Here is a 14,620-nt window from a genome sequence, read left to right as displayed (position 1 = left end):
ACAAGATTATATTAAAAAAGTATAAAGTGCGGGGAAAGGGAGTCGAACCCCTGAACGCCTACGCGAACAGATCTTGAGTCTGTCACCGTTGACCACTTGGTTATCCCCGCAGAACGAGTTTTCAGAAAAGTAAACAACTCTAAAATCGATTTTTCATATAAATAAGTTATGATGAGCAGGAACAGGTATGCTCCTTTGTTTACCGCCCTTTGCATTTATGAACAGCATGATCGGGATCAATAGAAACAATGTGAAATACATTTCCGGTGTAATAGCCGTGTATTCTGTATTTCGAACTGAGTTTAATGTGTTCAAGCGGATATTTTCCGCGATCGGGGTGATTTGAATCTTTGAACGTATTGGAATCTTGATTGGATACCGAATTATGCCATATTCTTTTGAAATCGTTTATTTTGCAGCAAAAAGATTCTTTTAAAAATTGATCAAAAATTTCTTTCTGTTCTTTTGTTTGTCGGCAAAAACAAGTTTCCGAAATTCCGCAGGATTTGTAATCATGAATTCGGAATTGAACAAATTGAACAATCGGGAATGTCGGAGTCAGCGGAAAAATTCCTTTTGCGTACCCTTCCGGTTTGTTTGGAATTTTTCCGATGCCGATTGAAATATTTTCAACCGGCTCAATTCGTTTTTTCATTTTGTAAGCCATACGGAATCAATCGTTTTGTGAATTTTCATATAATTTACGATAAAAATCTTTCATAATTTCCGGTGAAATCACTTCTTCCGAACGCTCAAACTCGGAATATCCTGCACGCGCTTTTTCCCACGGCAATTCCGAATGCGTCAGGTTTTCCAACTGAAATTGAGAATAATCTTTGTACACTTCCCAAACGAAATCCAAAACTTCTTCAGACTTTCCGAAATCTGCGGCGGATTCAGTTTGCGGAATAAAAGTCCAGCCGTAATTTTTGTAAAGATCGTAAAGGACAGGGCTGACGGGTCCGTGGATCCATGCTTGGAACGTGTCTCTTTTACAAAGCGGCGCATCTAATAATGCATAATTCCAGGCAACTGCATAATAACTGAGTTTTTGAAGTTTTTTGTGCTGCAATGAACTTTTGTTCAAAAACCAATTCGCAACGTCTTCAATATCAAAATAATCGTTCATTTTATCCCCCGTTCAGACTTTGTTTCTGTTTTGAATTGCAGGGCATATACTTAAATCTTTTTTTAAATTTTTTGAAAGATTGATTTCTAAAGTATATTTTATGAAAAATGAATTTTTGAAAATATTAGTTTTGAAAATATTTCAAAAAATTTGCGGTTTAAAACAGCAGGAAGTAAAGCGCAAATGAAATAACCGCGCCCGAAAGCGTTGAGAAAAAGTTGACACTGCTGTTGGTGAGCCAGCCTCTTTTTTGGCAAATTGCGCCGAGAACACTGTCGATGTTGGTTCCGATAAATCCGCCGGCGATTGCAACGGCGAGAGCAAGCGGAAGCGAGCCGATCATGCCGAACGCGAAAGCCATGAGGCCGATGATTGTTGATCCGATGAACGCCGCGGCTTCGCCGAGAAGGCTGACACCGCCGTCTTCGCCGACTCTTGCTTTTCTGAAATTCGTAATCATGTAAGTCGGCCCTTTTGCCGTCACGCCGATTTCACTGGCCATTGTGTCACCGGTTGCCGTTGCGACTGTTCCGACGTACGCGAAGACAAGCGGCATCGCAAGCCAATTATATTCCGGATGCGCCGCGAGGATGCCGTAAAGAACGGCGATTGCAAGCGCCCAAAAGCTGTTTGAAAAAACATTTTCATAACTGCGGATTCCGGTTTTGGATTCGGCAAGCCCGGCGGCCTTTTTTTGCTTGAATTTGTATTTTGTAAAACCGCCGCCGAGGATGAAAAAGGCGACGAGAAGGACAAACCACCACAAATTTGTGAAAAGAATGATCACAATTCCGAGAACGGCTGCCGAGAAAAGTGCCGAGACATCCGCGATTTTGTAGCGGTAGGCCAAGAATGCCAAGACGACGGAAAAGAGTGCGGCAAGCGCAGTTTCCGACCACGGCGTTTGGTAGCCGAGCAAGTAAAGCGCCCACATGGAAAGCAGTGCGCCGAGATAAATGGAAGCGTTGGCATTCATTTTTGACGGGATTGATTCAAACAAGCTGCCGACAAAGGCGCCGATGATTGAAATGAAAAACAGCTGATTGAGAAACTCCGCCGTCAAATCAAATCCCGTAAACGAAGCCGCCCAAACGCCGGCTAAAAACGCGACCGTGACGCGAAGCAAAATCAAAAAGAATTCGTAAAGCAGAGAAATGTTTTTGAAACCGTCCGTTTCGCGGACGTTTTCATAAAGCGTGACTTTGCCGAATAAACAATACCAAGAGCGCGTGCTGAAAATCGTAACCGCAAGCGCTTGGAAAATCAAAAAGCTTGGGAGCTGAATGCCTGTGCCGAGCCCCGACATTTCAAAGAGCAGCGCCGCCAAAAAGCTGAGCGCCATGATGCCTGCCAGCAATCTGAAATCAAACGAAAGCTGACGAAGCTTCTCTTCATCGGTTAAATGAAAAAGCGCCGCCGTCTTTGAAAGAGCCGGCGTAAACGCCAAAATGAAAAGAATAAAACAAATCGCAAAGAACATCCAAAGCGGCAGAACCGCAGCAGATAAAATGAACAAAATACCGGCGGCGTATTTTGCCAAATAAAATAATTTGCAAGTACGAATATCCCGATCAGAGTAAGAAGTACTTGATGATTCCGCCGATGTCATAAATGAAAGCCGCCTGTTCGATGCAATATAAAAGATTGAAAATTAAGATTGAAAATATACATTAAGAGAATGGGTTTTCTTATCTTTTGCGGTATATTAAATTGTCTGATGCGAAAATGAAGAGTGACAAATAGAAAATGACAAAAAAATTGGAAATAAAATAAATGAAAAAATGAAATGAATAAAAAAGTAAAATAGATGGAAAGTAAAATAGATGGAAAATAAAATGGATGAAATAACACGAACAGCCGTCGTCAATTCAAGTAAATGACTCTTGTGTAAGTATAAACCTGATTGAAATTATCGCCGTAAACCACGCACGAAAAACGCGTTTGATTCCGCCGCGGAACTTGAACCATGTATTCCGCCCATCCCGAAGCTTCGTCAACCATTGTGCCGACCAAAATCGCATCGCTTTGAGACCAAACACGCGTCATGTCAAACGGATCGGATTCTGCGAAAAGCAAAGCCGTAACATTGGAAGCCGTTGTCGGTCCTTTGTTTGTAATGTCGCAATGAATTTTGTAATAAGCGTAATTCAAATCACTGTCAATCAAATCAGCGCGCAGCTGAATTTTAATTTCCGGCATCGGGTTCATTGTGTATAATTTCGCGCTCGCATTTTTGAATTCGGCAGGAATTTCGCCGAGTTTGTAACCGCTTGCCGTCGTTTCAACATAGAAATACCGATCACCGTTGTGTGTATAATAGGTGCCGCTGATGTTTTCGCTGCCTTTAACACCGAGCGCCATGTGTCCCGGAAGCTCGATTAAAACGACGCCGTAATTCATTTCAAGCAAAAGCGCGGCGGCCAAAATCGCGCTGTCTTCACAGTCGCCGCCGCCGTCAACAAGCGTTTCAATCGGATAGCGCGGATATTCGTCATATCCCGTCGTCACGCTGTCGGAAGTGTAAGGCATCGCCTGCACGAACGCGATAATATTCAAAACATTTTGATCCGCCGTAAAATTGCACTGCTCACCTTGTTCTTTAAAACTTTCAATCATTTTCCCCAGGAAAACGCGATCGTCTTCAGACAAAGCGTAATGATCGAAGTCTTTCCCCGAATGCGATTTGTTGCGATAATAATCATAATATTCTTTCGGAACGGAAACGGTAATCGTTTGATTATATCCGCCGTACGTCCACGAATATGTTCGCGTATATGTATCGGAAGACAAAACGAGATCGTCTTCGGCAGGATCTTCAATTGATGAAATCGAATCCGGTGTTTCCGCCTCTTCGTATTCGGGCTCGGACAGAACGGGAATCACAACAGGCACATTTGCCGGGCTTGAAGGCGCTGTTTCAGAATAAACGAAAGCGATCGTCCCGATTGCGATACACGCGGCAAGAAGGAATAAAAAAGCAATAAAGCAAACACTTACAAATTTTATAATTCCGCGCGCGTCTCGAACCATAAATTCACCGATTGTAATAAAAAGAGAATGAAATAAAAATTTAACGTAAGCTGTAAAAAAAATAGAAATAAAAAAGCAAAAATGCTGAAAAAACAAAAAACAAAAAACAAAAAACCGAAAAACAAAAAACCGAAAAACAAAAAACCGAAAATTAAAATGAAAGTGACGAGCAAAAACGAAACAAAAAATAAAAACAAAAAAGACTGAAAAAGATTTCAGTCTCTGGATTTGTATTTCTTGTTTTCAATTCTTTTTGTCGCGTAATCTTTGTTGTGGGAGTATTTTCCGCCGCCGTATTTCTTGCCGCCGCCGGAGCCGCCTTTGCCGGAGCCGCCGTATTTTTTACCGCCGCTTCCGCCTTTGCGGTCATCGTATTTGCCGCCTTCTTTTTTGCCTTTGTAACCGCCTTCGCTTCTGCGGCCGCGGCCCTGACCTTGTCCTTCGTCAGTGTTTTTAGCGCCGTATCTTCCTTTTTTGCCGCTGTCGCTTGTAAAGCGCTGTTTCGGAATCTGCGCGAACATTTCGTCAATGATTTTGTCATCAGCGCGCGGCAAAATTCTGTTTTCGTAAGCGCGTTTTAAGAGACAGACGACGACGTCTTCTGCGGTTCGGTCTTCTGTAATCAAAGCTTCCGCGAATTCTTTAAACGGCTCGGCTTCGTCGGTGTTAACGAAATCAGATTCGATTGCAAGCGATAAGTCGTGAAGCAATTTGTCGCGCTTCATCATGGCGACCTGATCGGCATCGGGAAGCTCAACGCGGCGAACATCGACGTTCGCGAGTTTTCTGATAAAAGCGAATTTTCTGAAATCGGCAGGCGTTAAAAGCGTGATTGCGATGCCGGTTTTTCCGGCGCGGCCGGTTCTGCCGATTCTGTGTGTGTAAGATTCGGGATCTTGCGGGATGTCGTAATTGACGACGTGCGTCAATTCGTTCACATCGATACCGCGCGCGGCAACGTCTGTCGCGACCAAAATTCTCAATTTTTGCTTTCTGAAGCGGTCCATAATGCGAATGCGCTGCTCCTGTAAAATGTCTCCGTGAATCACATCAGCATCGTAGCCGCGCTCTTCCAATCTTTGAACGACGTCATCCGACGTGTCTTTTCGGGCGCAGAAAACCAAGCCGTAAAAGTCGGGATCGGAATCAATGACGCGGCAAAGCGCTTCAAATTTCAAAGCCGGCGGAACATCGATGGAAAGCTGTTCAATTAAAGCGGTTTCTTTGAGTTTTTCAACGGAAACCATCTCGTATTGACCCATATATTTTTTTGCGATTCCCAAAATTTGCTTCGGCATCGTCGCCGAGAAACAAAGCATGCGTTTGTCGTCGCTGGTGTGCTGAATGATTTCTTTGATGTCGTCAATGAATCCCATATTCAGCATTTCATCGGCTTCGTCCAAAACAAAATAAGAAATGTGAGACAAGTCGAGACGTTTTCTGTGAATTAAATCAATCACACGGCCGGGTGTTCCGACAACGATGTCGGCGCCGCCTGCAAGCGCGCGAAGTTGAATCGGAATCGGCTGGCCGCCGAAAACGGGGACGATGTTTAACCCTTTGATGCCGCCAAAAGACGACATTTCGTCAGAAACCTGAATCGCAAGCTCGCGCGTCGGCGTTAAAACAATCGCCTGAACGTGGCCGGTTTTTTCGATGATATTCTGAATGATCGGAACGCCAAAGGCGGCGGTTTTTCCGGAACCGGTTTGCGCCTGCCCGATAATATTGCAGTCGCCGCTTAAGAAAAGCGGAATGGTTTGAATCTGAATCGGTGTCGGGTTTTCATATCCTTTCACGAGAAGCGATTGAATAATTCTGTCATTTATTCCGAGATCTTGAAATGTTGTTGTCATGATAAATTGTCCTTTAATTATACAAAAACAACGTCATCAGAACCTGCATAAAGCTTCAAAGAGACCGACTCGCCGGGCCACCCCGAACGGAAAAGGCAACAATAAAAACAAATTCAAATTACTGCGCCGAAAGCTGCTGAAAAAAACGGTTTCAGCAAATCAATAACACGATTGAAGAACAGGTCAAAACGCTGTTTCTGGCGGCCGTTTGCTTAGAAGCAAAGATAAAAACTAATCTACTGATTGCGGATTCTCTCTGATTGTCGGAATACGGCCAAAAATTCCGGAATTATCCTCTGAAAAATGAATGCGTCGTAACGCATCTGAGAGAACCTTAAATCCGGTAAGAACACTTAGAATAGTATCCCACTATATGAACTTTTCTAAATTGAAAGTGAAAAAAATGAAAAAAGCACAGCGAAATGGAAAACACAAGACAAATGATTTATCCGTTTGGTGCATTCACTTCATTCAATTCAAAACAAAATTAAAAAAAGTAAAAAAAACAATCAGGAGTCTACAAATGTCATTTCCGCTCACTCAAAAAAACTATGATGTCGTCGTTGTCGGCGCGGGGCCTGCCGGGTCCGTCGCTGCGAAATATGCTGCTCTCGGCGGCGTGGATGTTTTATTTGTGGAAAAGAAGCGTGAAATAGGATCGCCTATTCAGTGCGCCGGATTTACGCCGGACGCCGGCGAAATTGAAAGTTTGATTCCCGGAATGACGCTTCCAAAAGAAATGAAAAAGATTCCGAAAAAAAGTATTCTTTCCAAAACGACAACGCAAAGACTCTACAGCCCGGATTTGAAATCAAAAGAGTTTGACGTCAACGGCTATGTTTTAGACCGACGCATTTTTGACACGGATTTGGCGGAGCAAGCGACTTTTGAAGGCGCGGAACTTTTGTGCGGAACGTCCGTTAAATCCATTTTGTCAGGATCGACAAAATATACCGTTCGCCTGAGCGGTGTTTTTGGAAAAGCCGACATAACGACGAAAGTTATAATCGGTGCCGACGGCCCGAATTCTTTTATCGGAAAAACATTCGGTTTGTGTCACGACGCGGGAATTCCGAGACCGGAAGAATATGATATCGGAAACACGATAAATTCGGTTCAAGATTCCGGTTTTGAGAGAGGAATCGGTTTTGAATATAAAATGACGGATGTCGACATTGATTCGGAATCATTGGAAATGTTTTTCGGAAACAAATACGTCCCCGGCGGATACATTTGGATATTTCCGGAAGGCGAAGGCAAAGCAAATGTCGGCATCGGCCTTCGAAGATCATTATGTTCGGAAAAATTATCCGCCCGTGAATTCCTGAATCGTTTTATTCAGGAACATCCGATTGCTTCTGAAAAATTAAAAGGTGGAAAAGTCACGTCCGTGATCGCCGGTGTCATTCCAGTCTCGGGCGCGCCTGAACGGACGGCGACGAACTCCGTGATGGTTGCAGGCGATGCGGCCGGACACGTGATGGCGACAAACGGCGGCGGCATTCCGTTCGCGATTGCGGCCGGAAAAATTGCAGGTGAGACGGCGGCAGAAGCTGTTTTGGACGACAAATGCGGCAAAGGACTTTCCGTCGCGCTTTATGAACAGCGCTGGCGCGCGGAATTTGGAAACGCGCTTGACGCGTCCGTTCAGGCAAGAAAAGTGATGGATAAATTTTTGGTCTCCGACAAACGAATTAACGCGGCGTTTAAGCTTTTGCCGGCGGACAAATTAAAAGAAATGCAATGCGGAAGCATTCCGAATGCAATGAAAAGAGGACTTGATCTTCTTTTAAAATAACTTTTTTAGCAATTCTTATTTTAAAAAACGATTTCTGTTTTTGAAAAAAAAAAAAAAAAAAAATCAGCGGTTTCCGAGCGTGAAATAAAATCCGCCGACTTCGATCGGATCGAAATTGTCGCCTTCGATAAAAAGAGTAATGAGGCCGTTTGCTCTCGGCACTTTTACAGTTATTTCAATGTCGGCGTTGTAATCTTCGGGAACCGTGCCGATTGAAATCAGCTGATCCGAAACAGGCGCCGCTTCCGGATCGGTCACATTTGTGACAACGCGAAGAGAAACATTTTGGCCGTGTCCTGCGCCTGCGTTTTGAACAACGCCTTGAAGAACATATTTATAAGATTCGTCATCGAATCCGATCATATACTGATTCAGGCGCGCTGAAAAATCGGGTTTTTGAGCCACGGGAAAAATCGCGATGACTTCGGGATTGATGGTGTCAGAAATGACCCCGATAACCGTTTCGCCGTCAGTCACGCCGGCGTAATAGTAAACGGTGTCATTATAACGGTAAGAAGCGCCGGAGAAATTGCCGTTGTCTTTTAAGCCGAGCGCCATGTGATCTTTCATTAAAATGAGAATGCAATCCATATCAAGCTCGTAAAGAATGGCAGCTGCAAGGATTGCACGGTCTTCACAATCGCCGCCTTCGACAAGTGTTTCTGCCGGATAACGCGGGTATTCGGAAAGACCTGTTGTTTCTAAATCAATCGTGTACGGAATCGTGTGAACGAAAGAAATGATGTTTAATGCGATTTCGTCATCGGAATATCTGTTTTTTTGGCCGTGCGCCTGAAAAGAATCGGCGAGTTTTCGAACGATTTCGCGGTCGTATTCGGAAACGGCATACTGTGCGTAATCGCGGCGAGAATGAGATTTGTTTTGCTGATAAAAATCAAACATTTCGCGCGGAATTTCAACGCTTTGAGAATACGCTTGTTTATCAAAAAACCAAGTATAAGTGACGTTGTAAGATTCGTCTTCAGCGGATAATTTGAATCGTTCCGGACCGTTCCAATTGGAAAGAGACGGATAAACGATGACAATATCACTCTCAGGCGTCATCAGATCGCGGACGGCGTAGACAATCGTTTTTTGGACATCCTCGGGCGGAACAAAATGAAAAAGTCCCGCGGAAATGACGATGACGCAAACGGTCATGAAAATAAAATATTTAAGAAGATTGAAAAGCGTCCGTTTAGAAATCACAATGAATCAACAGGATAAACAGAATTGATATTAAATAAAGATTCCGAATAAGGAATCAGAAGGATTTTGCCAAAAACGAAGCCCCGATTAAAACTGCTTTTTGAAAAGCAGTGGCGTGATTAGAATATTTTTAAAAATCTGTATGTTTCGCGTGCGGTGCCGCGCAGCACACTGCATCGCGGAAAAAAAGAAAAAGGAAAACACAATTCGCGTTTTTATTCATTCACCAATTCGCTTGATGAAACAAGCGGAATCAAATCGACGCCGAGTTCTTTTAAGGATTCTGCCGCGCCGGATTCGCGGTCTACGATTGTAATGACTTTTCGAATGAGCGCGCCGTCTTCCTGCAAGGCGGCAATCGCTTTTTTGACGGAACCGCCGCTGGTTGTAACATCTTCCATTAAAATGATTTCTTTGTTCGGGTCCAATTCGCCGACATAACGGCTTTTGGTGCCGTATTCTTTTTCGGATTTGCGGATGATTAAAAGCGGTTGCTGCGACGACAAAGAAACGGCGGTTGCAATCGGAACGCCGCCGAGTTCAACGCCGCCGATAATAATTCCGCCGGCATTTAAATCCGCGACCGCCGGAAGCAACCGCGTGATGTAATCCGCGATAATTTTCAGTGTTTTCGGGTCGGTACTTGCTTTTTTAATATTGATGTAAAAATTGCTTTTTTGTCCCGATGCCAAAGTAAAGTCGCCGAATTGAACGGCATCGCAGTCTTTTAATGCTTGAATAATTTCAGAATTGTCCATAATAATCAGCCAGATGAGAATGTTTTTAAGTTTTTACCACGGCTCGTTTTTAATGCCGAGCCAATAGCCGACGATATTCGTTCCCAAATGAAGAATGGGCGTGATAACGATAATCATAATGAATGTCAGCCAGTCCAGTGTTGCCGTCAGCCAGCCGAAAGAGGTGAGCGCAGTCAACAGGAAAGCGCCGATTAAAAAGTCGTATTGGTCCGCAAGCGGCAGAGATTGTCCTCTTTTGAGTCCGATGCGGCGTTTCAAAAAGCTGAACGCCATGTCGCCCAAAAGCGCGCCGACGGCAAGCGATAAAATGGCGATGCAAGCGGAGAGGTCAAACGCGCCCGAAACGCCTGACGCGCTGAATCCGGGAAGCGAGATGCCGAAAACATGAAAACCTTTGCTGAGAAGGAAAATTTCGGCGAGCCCCGTTAAAAATCCGAGAAGAATACCTGCGAAAAATCCGCGCCAGGTTTTGCCGTCACCTAAAATGCGGCGCCCATCTTTCATTGACTTTCCGCCGTCAATCGGTTTTCCGCCGCCGAAAACAGCCGCGAATGAGTTCGGCAGATATGCCGGAAGCATCACCCACAAACCGACAACGATTGCCGTTATGATTTCAATAAACATGTTTTTTAGATCCTTTGAAATGAATGAAAGGAAATAGCTGTCCCCTATATTATATTTATCGCGGAAAAACCGAACGGAAGATTGAAAAAACGGATTGAAGAGGGATTCCAAATCCGGCTGATATGATTTTTGGCGGAAATCGGAAATTTATTAAAAGAATTGTATTGTTTTTCCGAAAATTTCGATTCGTTTAAATAATTGGACAAAATTTATTCACAAAGTTGATAGGATTTAAAATCGCATGAAAAATAAATTCATGCGAAAAAAACGGATTTAAATGAAGTAAAATGTGTCTTTTCGAAAAGTTTTGTATTTTACAGATATCGAGAGGCGCGATTAGGTGGTTATTTTGATCGATTTTGAAGTAAAAATATTAGATGAAAACGATTTGATATTCGTTTCCGATTTAAGGAATTTGGGCGTGCAAAGAAATGTCGCGCTGACGCTCGTTTATCTGACAAACGTAAAAGAAGCTTCGTCGCGCGAAATTGAAATCGGAACAAGCTTGCGCCAACCCGAAATCAGTCTCGCGATCACATTTATGAGTGAACACGAATGGATTGAAAATAAAATGCTGAAAGTCAATAAAAAAGGAAGGCCGCTGAAAGTGTATTCCCTCTCGGTTCCGATGGAAAAGATTTACGCGTTTTATGAAACGAAAGCGCATCGGGACTATGAAGAATCTATTGTAAAAATAAATCAGCTTAAAGAATTGGTTCAAAAAGAAAATGAAATGAATTAAAAAATAACAACCAACGTTGTTATTTTTTAGATTATTTTTTCAATTGTTTTCGAAATAATCAGTCTTCTTCGCCTTCAAAAACCATATCCGTAATGTCAATGCTGTCGCCGCCGAGTTCTTCGGACAAATCGTATTCGACGCCGTCTTCATCGACAAAACCGTCAAAAGAATTGTCGGCCGGATTTTTGCGGGCGATAATATACGTTTCCTGTCTTTCAGGCTCAATGATTTCTTCAACCATATAGCCGGCTTCTTCGATTTTTCGAAGAACAGCGGACTTGGATCTGTTTTTCGGAATTTTGATGACTTGAAGGAGGCGGCCGCCGGCTCGGAGAAGCGGTGTCATTCGAATCAAAGCTGAAATGGAATCGGTCGGCTCAAGCGTCATGTCATTGAGCAAAACATCAAAAAGACCGTTTTTAGACGTTTCGGCTGTCGCCACGGTTTCAAAAGGAACGGTAAAAACGTCGGCGAACATAACACTGATGTTTTCATTTTCAAATGCCAGTTTTCCGAGTTCTGTTCTGAAATCTTTTGAAAATTCAATGCCGTGAACGTGCCCGGACGCGCCGATGTGTTCGCCCGCATACATTAAAAAACCGCCGGCGCTGGACCCTAAATCCAAAACATAATCGCCGTCTTCAAAAAGCGGAATTCTTTCGTGAATCGCTTTGATTTTAAAATAGCCACGCGGCATATCCATGCCTTCTTCGACTTCAATCACGTCATCGACGGTGATATTTTTGGAAGGTTTTGTGCAGATTGCGCCGTTTAATTTTACTTTTCCCTCTTCAACCGCTCTTTTCGAGCGGCCGCGCGATTTGAAAAAGCCGGAATCTACCAAATAACTGTCAAGTCTCATAATAACATGCCAAAAACATCTTTGATATAAATAACATCGTTTGTGTCATTGAAAAGAAAATTACAAAAAATGATTAAATAAAAAAACAGAGTTATAAAATTGCTTTTTGAGAAGCAATTCATGGAGATGAAAGAAAATGGTTAAATTAACAGCTGAAATGAAAGAAGACATTAAAAGCGTCGGCGTTCTTCCGCTTGCAACCGCGACAAAATCCGGCGTCCCGAATGTTGTCCCGATCGCGATTTTAGAAATTGACGACAGTGATGAGAAAGACGATTACATCAACATTATGAACAATTTCTTCCTCAAAACACTTAACAACATCAAAGAAAATCCGCTTGTCGCGCTTTATTTCTGGACACCCGAGACAGTCGGCTGCAATCAAATCAAAGGCGAAGTCGTTGAAATCACCGACAAAGGAAATGTTTACGAAGATTTCGCGGCGCGCGTCAGACCCGAAAAGCCGGACCTGCCCTTAAAAGAAGTTATCCGCGTCAAAGTCACGGAAGTCTTCGACTGCCAACTCGGAAAGGAAGCCGGCAAACAGAAACTTTAAATGAATCGATTGATTCTGCTTTCTTTTTCTTTTTTTATTTAACACTCATTTTAATTTGTTTTTTGATTTATCAGGGGAACGTCTTTTGATTTATTTAATAATCGTGCGGCTCGCGCGCGGCACGCTGCGGCATTGACCGGCGCAAATTCAAAACAAAAATAAAAACAAAAAACAATAAAAATTAAAAATATAGAACAGGGAATTTTTAAATAGACTGCAATTCTATTTTCATTGTTATATTAAAAACGGTTTAACGATTTAAAACTCAAGGAGATGTAAAAATATGGTTAAATTAACCCCTGAAATGAAAGAAGATATTCAAAAAGTCAAAGTTTTACCGCTTGCAACCGCCTCAAATGACAAAACACCGAATGTCATTCCGATCGGAATCGCCGAAATCGATGACAGCGACGCAAATGATGATTACATTCACATCATGAACAACTTTTTCTTAAAAACCATCGCCAACATCCGTGAGAACCCGAAGGTCGCGCTTTACATCTGGAGTCCCGAAACTGCCGGCTGCATTCAGATTAAAGGCGAAGTCGAAGAAATCGCCGCCAAAGGCAATGTTTACGACGACATGACCGGACGCGTCGCGGAAGCCAAACCCGGCCTCCCGATGAAGGAAATTATCAGAATCAGAATTACGGATATCTTTAACTGCAAAGGCGGAAAAGATGCCGGGCAAAAGATTTTGTAAATCAGATTGATGATTTTGCCGGAATTTTCCGGCATTCTTTTTTATGAGTCACTCATATTTTTTAAAAACGGCATCATAAACTGAATTTTGCGGAGATTAAAATGTTATTCGCCGCATTTTTGCGGTGATTAACAGACATATTCACCGCACAATTTGCGGAGATTATTTATATATTCGCCGCATAATTTGCGTCGAATAAATGAAAAATGTTTTTTTGCATATTTCTGCGGAGAATAAATAAAAGCGAGAGGATTTGAAATGACTGAATACATATATGATTTGGAAAATTGGCCGAATTTTACATGGGATTATGGAAAACTCATTATACCTCTCGGCGAGGCTCGAAATAGACAGGGAAAATTAATCGGAAAGATGTCGGCATTGGGATTTTCGATGGAAGAAGAGGCTGTATTGAAAACAGCATCCGTCGAAATTGTTAAATCATTCGAAATTGAAAATGAAAAATTGAATGAAAACGAGGTTTATTCTTCCATCGCAAAAAACTTGGGAATGGATAAGCCGGGATTGATTCCTTCAAGCCGCCGAGTGGATGGCATTGTTGAAATGACTTTAGACGCCGTCAAAAATTATAAAGAACCCTTGGCAAAAGAGCGTTTATTCGAATGGCACAAATCTTTGTTTTCGGAAAATCAAAATCGGTTGAAAGTCATCGGAAATTGGAGTCCGAATCAAATGTATGTCATTTCCGGAAGACCGGAAAAAGAAGTGATTGAATATACCGCGCCGAGCCCCGAAAAAGTTCCGCATGAAATGGATCAATTCTTAGAATGGATTAATTCAGATGAACCCTTGGATCCCGTATTAAAAGCCGGAATCGCGCATTTGTGGTTTTTAATCATTCATCCGTTTGAAGACGGAAACGGCCGAATCGCGCGCACGATGACGGATATGCTTTTGGCGCGCGCGGACGACACGCCGCAGCGTTTTTACAGCATGTCTGCTCAAATTCAAAAAGAACGCAAAGAATATTACAAAATGATTCAAAAAACGCAAACCGGAACATTGGACATAACGGATTGGCTGGTTTGGTTTTTGGGCACTGTTGAAAAAGCGATAGACATGTCTGAAAATACAATCGGAAACGTCCTTCAAAAAACGGACTTTTGGAAAAAACATTCCGAGACGAACTTTAATGACCGTCAGGTAAAAGTCATCAAATTGCTGCTTGGCGATTTTGACGAAAAATTAACAACATCCAAATGGGCAAAAATTACAAAAACATCACAAGATACGGCGTTAAGAGACATCAAAGATCTGATTCAAAAAGGCGTTTTGGAGCAGGAAGAAGAAGGCGGAAGAAGCACGAGCTACAGGCTTTCTGATTTGAAATGA

The 14,620-nt window shown here is 42.8% G+C and carries 14 protein-coding genes and 1 tRNA gene; 5 read left to right on the top strand and 10 right to left on the bottom strand.

Annotated features, from left to right (window positions below; genetic code table 11):
- Positions 1–27 precede the first annotated feature (27 nt).
- The 6 genes from MmiEs2_RS01290 to MmiEs2_RS01265 all read right to left on the bottom strand — a co-directional run bounded on the left by MmiEs2_RS01290 (position 28) and on the right by MmiEs2_RS01265 (position 6,015).
- Positions 28–110: transfer RNA gene (locus MmiEs2_RS01290), tRNA-Leu, on the bottom strand.
- A gap of 89 nt (positions 111–199) precedes the next feature.
- A complete protein-coding gene (locus MmiEs2_RS01285) occupies positions 200–655 on the bottom strand; it encodes an MAG6450 family protein (RefSeq protein ID WP_316559633.1) in 456 nt (151 codons plus the stop codon).
- 18 nt (positions 656–673) lie between these two features.
- Positions 674–1,129, bottom strand: a complete 456-nt coding sequence (locus MmiEs2_RS01280) for a Panacea domain-containing protein (RefSeq protein WP_316559632.1) — start codon at positions 1,127–1,129, stop codon at positions 674–676.
- A gap of 157 nt (positions 1,130–1,286) precedes the next feature.
- Positions 1,287–2,738 (bottom strand): DUF92 domain-containing protein, encoded by a 1,452-nt coding sequence (locus MmiEs2_RS01275; protein ID WP_316559631.1) that lies wholly within the window; start codon positions 2,736–2,738, stop codon positions 1,287–1,289.
- 254 nt (positions 2,739–2,992) lie between these two features.
- Complete coding sequence (locus MmiEs2_RS01270) at positions 2,993–4,159, bottom strand: hypothetical protein (protein ID WP_316559630.1); 1,167 nt, start codon at positions 4,157–4,159, stop codon at positions 2,993–2,995.
- A gap of 215 nt (positions 4,160–4,374) precedes the next feature.
- Positions 4,375–6,015 (bottom strand): DEAD/DEAH box helicase, encoded by a 1,641-nt coding sequence (locus MmiEs2_RS01265; protein ID WP_316559629.1) that lies wholly within the window; start codon positions 6,013–6,015, stop codon positions 4,375–4,377.
- 523 nt (positions 6,016–6,538) lie between these two features.
- Here MmiEs2_RS01265 and MmiEs2_RS01260 point away from each other — a divergent pair.
- Positions 6,539–7,813 carry a geranylgeranyl reductase family protein gene (locus MmiEs2_RS01260; protein WP_316559628.1) on the top strand — a complete coding sequence of 425 codons (1,275 nt, stop codon included), beginning with the start codon at positions 6,539–6,541 and terminating at the stop codon, positions 7,811–7,813.
- Positions 7,814–7,876: 63 nt separating this feature from the next.
- Here the strand turns inward: MmiEs2_RS01260 and MmiEs2_RS01255 are convergent, their stop codons facing one another.
- From MmiEs2_RS01255 to MmiEs2_RS01245, 3 genes are all read right to left on the bottom strand, one after another.
- Positions 7,877–9,022: a hypothetical protein gene (locus tag MmiEs2_RS01255; protein WP_316559627.1), complete on the bottom strand. Its 1,146-nt coding sequence runs from the start codon at positions 9,020–9,022 to the stop codon at positions 7,877–7,879.
- Between the two features lie 215 nt (positions 9,023–9,237).
- Positions 9,238–9,780 carry an orotate phosphoribosyltransferase gene (gene pyrE, locus MmiEs2_RS01250; protein ID WP_316559626.1) on the bottom strand — a complete coding sequence of 181 codons (543 nt, stop codon included), beginning with the start codon at positions 9,778–9,780 and terminating at the stop codon, positions 9,238–9,240.
- 33 nt (positions 9,781–9,813) lie between these two features.
- The gene (locus MmiEs2_RS01245) at positions 9,814–10,404 is read right to left on the bottom strand and encodes a CDP-2,3-bis-(O-geranylgeranyl)-sn-glycerol synthase (protein WP_316559625.1); all 591 of its coding nucleotides are present in this window, start codon (positions 10,402–10,404) and stop codon (positions 9,814–9,816) included.
- Between the two features lie 340 nt (positions 10,405–10,744).
- Here MmiEs2_RS01245 and MmiEs2_RS01240 point away from each other — a divergent pair, with 340 nt between their 5' ends.
- Complete coding sequence (locus MmiEs2_RS01240; protein ID WP_316559624.1) at positions 10,745–11,146, top strand: MreA family transcriptional regulator; 402 nt, start codon at positions 10,745–10,747, stop codon at positions 11,144–11,146.
- 58 nt (positions 11,147–11,204) lie between these two features.
- Here MmiEs2_RS01240 and MmiEs2_RS01235 read toward each other — a convergent pair whose 3' ends face one another.
- Complete coding sequence (locus MmiEs2_RS01235) at positions 11,205–12,008, bottom strand: S4 domain-containing protein (protein WP_316559623.1); 804 nt, start codon at positions 12,006–12,008, stop codon at positions 11,205–11,207.
- 136 nt (positions 12,009–12,144) lie between these two features.
- On the opposite strand from MmiEs2_RS01235, the gene MmiEs2_RS01230 reads away from it, so the two are divergent.
- The 3 genes from MmiEs2_RS01230 to MmiEs2_RS01220 all read left to right on the top strand — a co-directional run bounded on the left by MmiEs2_RS01230 (position 12,145) and on the right by MmiEs2_RS01220 (position 14,620).
- A complete protein-coding gene (locus MmiEs2_RS01230; RefSeq protein WP_316559622.1) occupies positions 12,145–12,564 on the top strand; it encodes a pyridoxamine 5'-phosphate oxidase family protein in 420 nt (139 codons plus the stop codon).
- Positions 12,565–12,847: 283 nt separating this feature from the next.
- Positions 12,848–13,267, top strand: coding sequence for a pyridoxamine 5'-phosphate oxidase family protein (locus MmiEs2_RS01225; RefSeq protein WP_316559621.1), 420 nt, complete (start codon positions 12,848–12,850; stop codon positions 13,265–13,267).
- A 258-nt stretch (positions 13,268–13,525) separates the two neighbouring features.
- Positions 13,526–14,620 (top strand): Fic family protein, encoded by a 1,095-nt coding sequence (locus tag MmiEs2_RS01220; protein WP_316559620.1) that lies wholly within the window; start codon positions 13,526–13,528, stop codon positions 14,618–14,620.

Origin of the sequence: Methanimicrococcus stummii, from assembly GCF_032594435.1 — an archaeon.
GTDB classification, from domain to species: Archaea; Halobacteriota; Methanosarcinia; order Methanosarcinales; family Methanosarcinaceae; genus Methanimicrococcus; species Methanimicrococcus stummii.
The sequence above is the reverse complement of the archived record's forward strand: the minus strand, read 5'-3'. Positions and strand labels throughout refer to the sequence as shown.

Bases quoted from the DNA above. Each gene is read 5' to 3' on its own strand.
- MmiEs2_RS01285 (WP_316559633.1), bottom strand. From the start codon at position 655: ATGAAAAAACGAATTGAGCCGGTTGAAAATATTTCAATCGGCATCGGA.
- MmiEs2_RS01280 (WP_316559632.1), bottom strand. From the start codon at position 1,129: ATGAACGATTATTTTGATATTGAAGACGTTGCGAATTGGTTTTTGAAC.
- MmiEs2_RS01275 (WP_316559631.1), bottom strand. From the start codon at position 2,738: ATGACATCGGCGGAATCATCAAGTACTTCTTACTCTGATCGGGATATT.
- MmiEs2_RS01270 (WP_316559630.1), bottom strand. From the start codon at position 4,159: ATGGTTCGAGACGCGCGCGGAATTATAAAATTTGTAAGTGTTTGCTTT.
- MmiEs2_RS01265 (WP_316559629.1), bottom strand. From the start codon at position 6,015: ATGACAACAACATTTCAAGATCTCGGAATAAATGACAGAATTATTCAA.
- MmiEs2_RS01260 (WP_316559628.1), top strand. From the start codon at position 6,539: ATGTCATTTCCGCTCACTCAAAAAAACTATGATGTCGTCGTTGTCGGC.
- pyrE (WP_316559626.1), bottom strand. From the start codon at position 9,780: ATGGACAATTCTGAAATTATTCAAGCATTAAAAGACTGCGATGCCGTT.
- MmiEs2_RS01245 (WP_316559625.1), bottom strand. From the start codon at position 10,404: ATGTTTATTGAAATCATAACGGCAATCGTTGTCGGTTTGTGGGTGATG.
- MmiEs2_RS01235 (WP_316559623.1), bottom strand. From the start codon at position 12,008: ATGAGACTTGACAGTTATTTGGTAGATTCCGGCTTTTTCAAATCGCGC.
- MmiEs2_RS01230 (WP_316559622.1), top strand. From the start codon at position 12,145: ATGGTTAAATTAACAGCTGAAATGAAAGAAGACATTAAAAGCGTCGGC.
- MmiEs2_RS01225 (WP_316559621.1), top strand. From the start codon at position 12,848: ATGGTTAAATTAACCCCTGAAATGAAAGAAGATATTCAAAAAGTCAAA.
- MmiEs2_RS01220 (WP_316559620.1), top strand. From the start codon at position 13,526: ATGACTGAATACATATATGATTTGGAAAATTGGCCGAATTTTACATGG.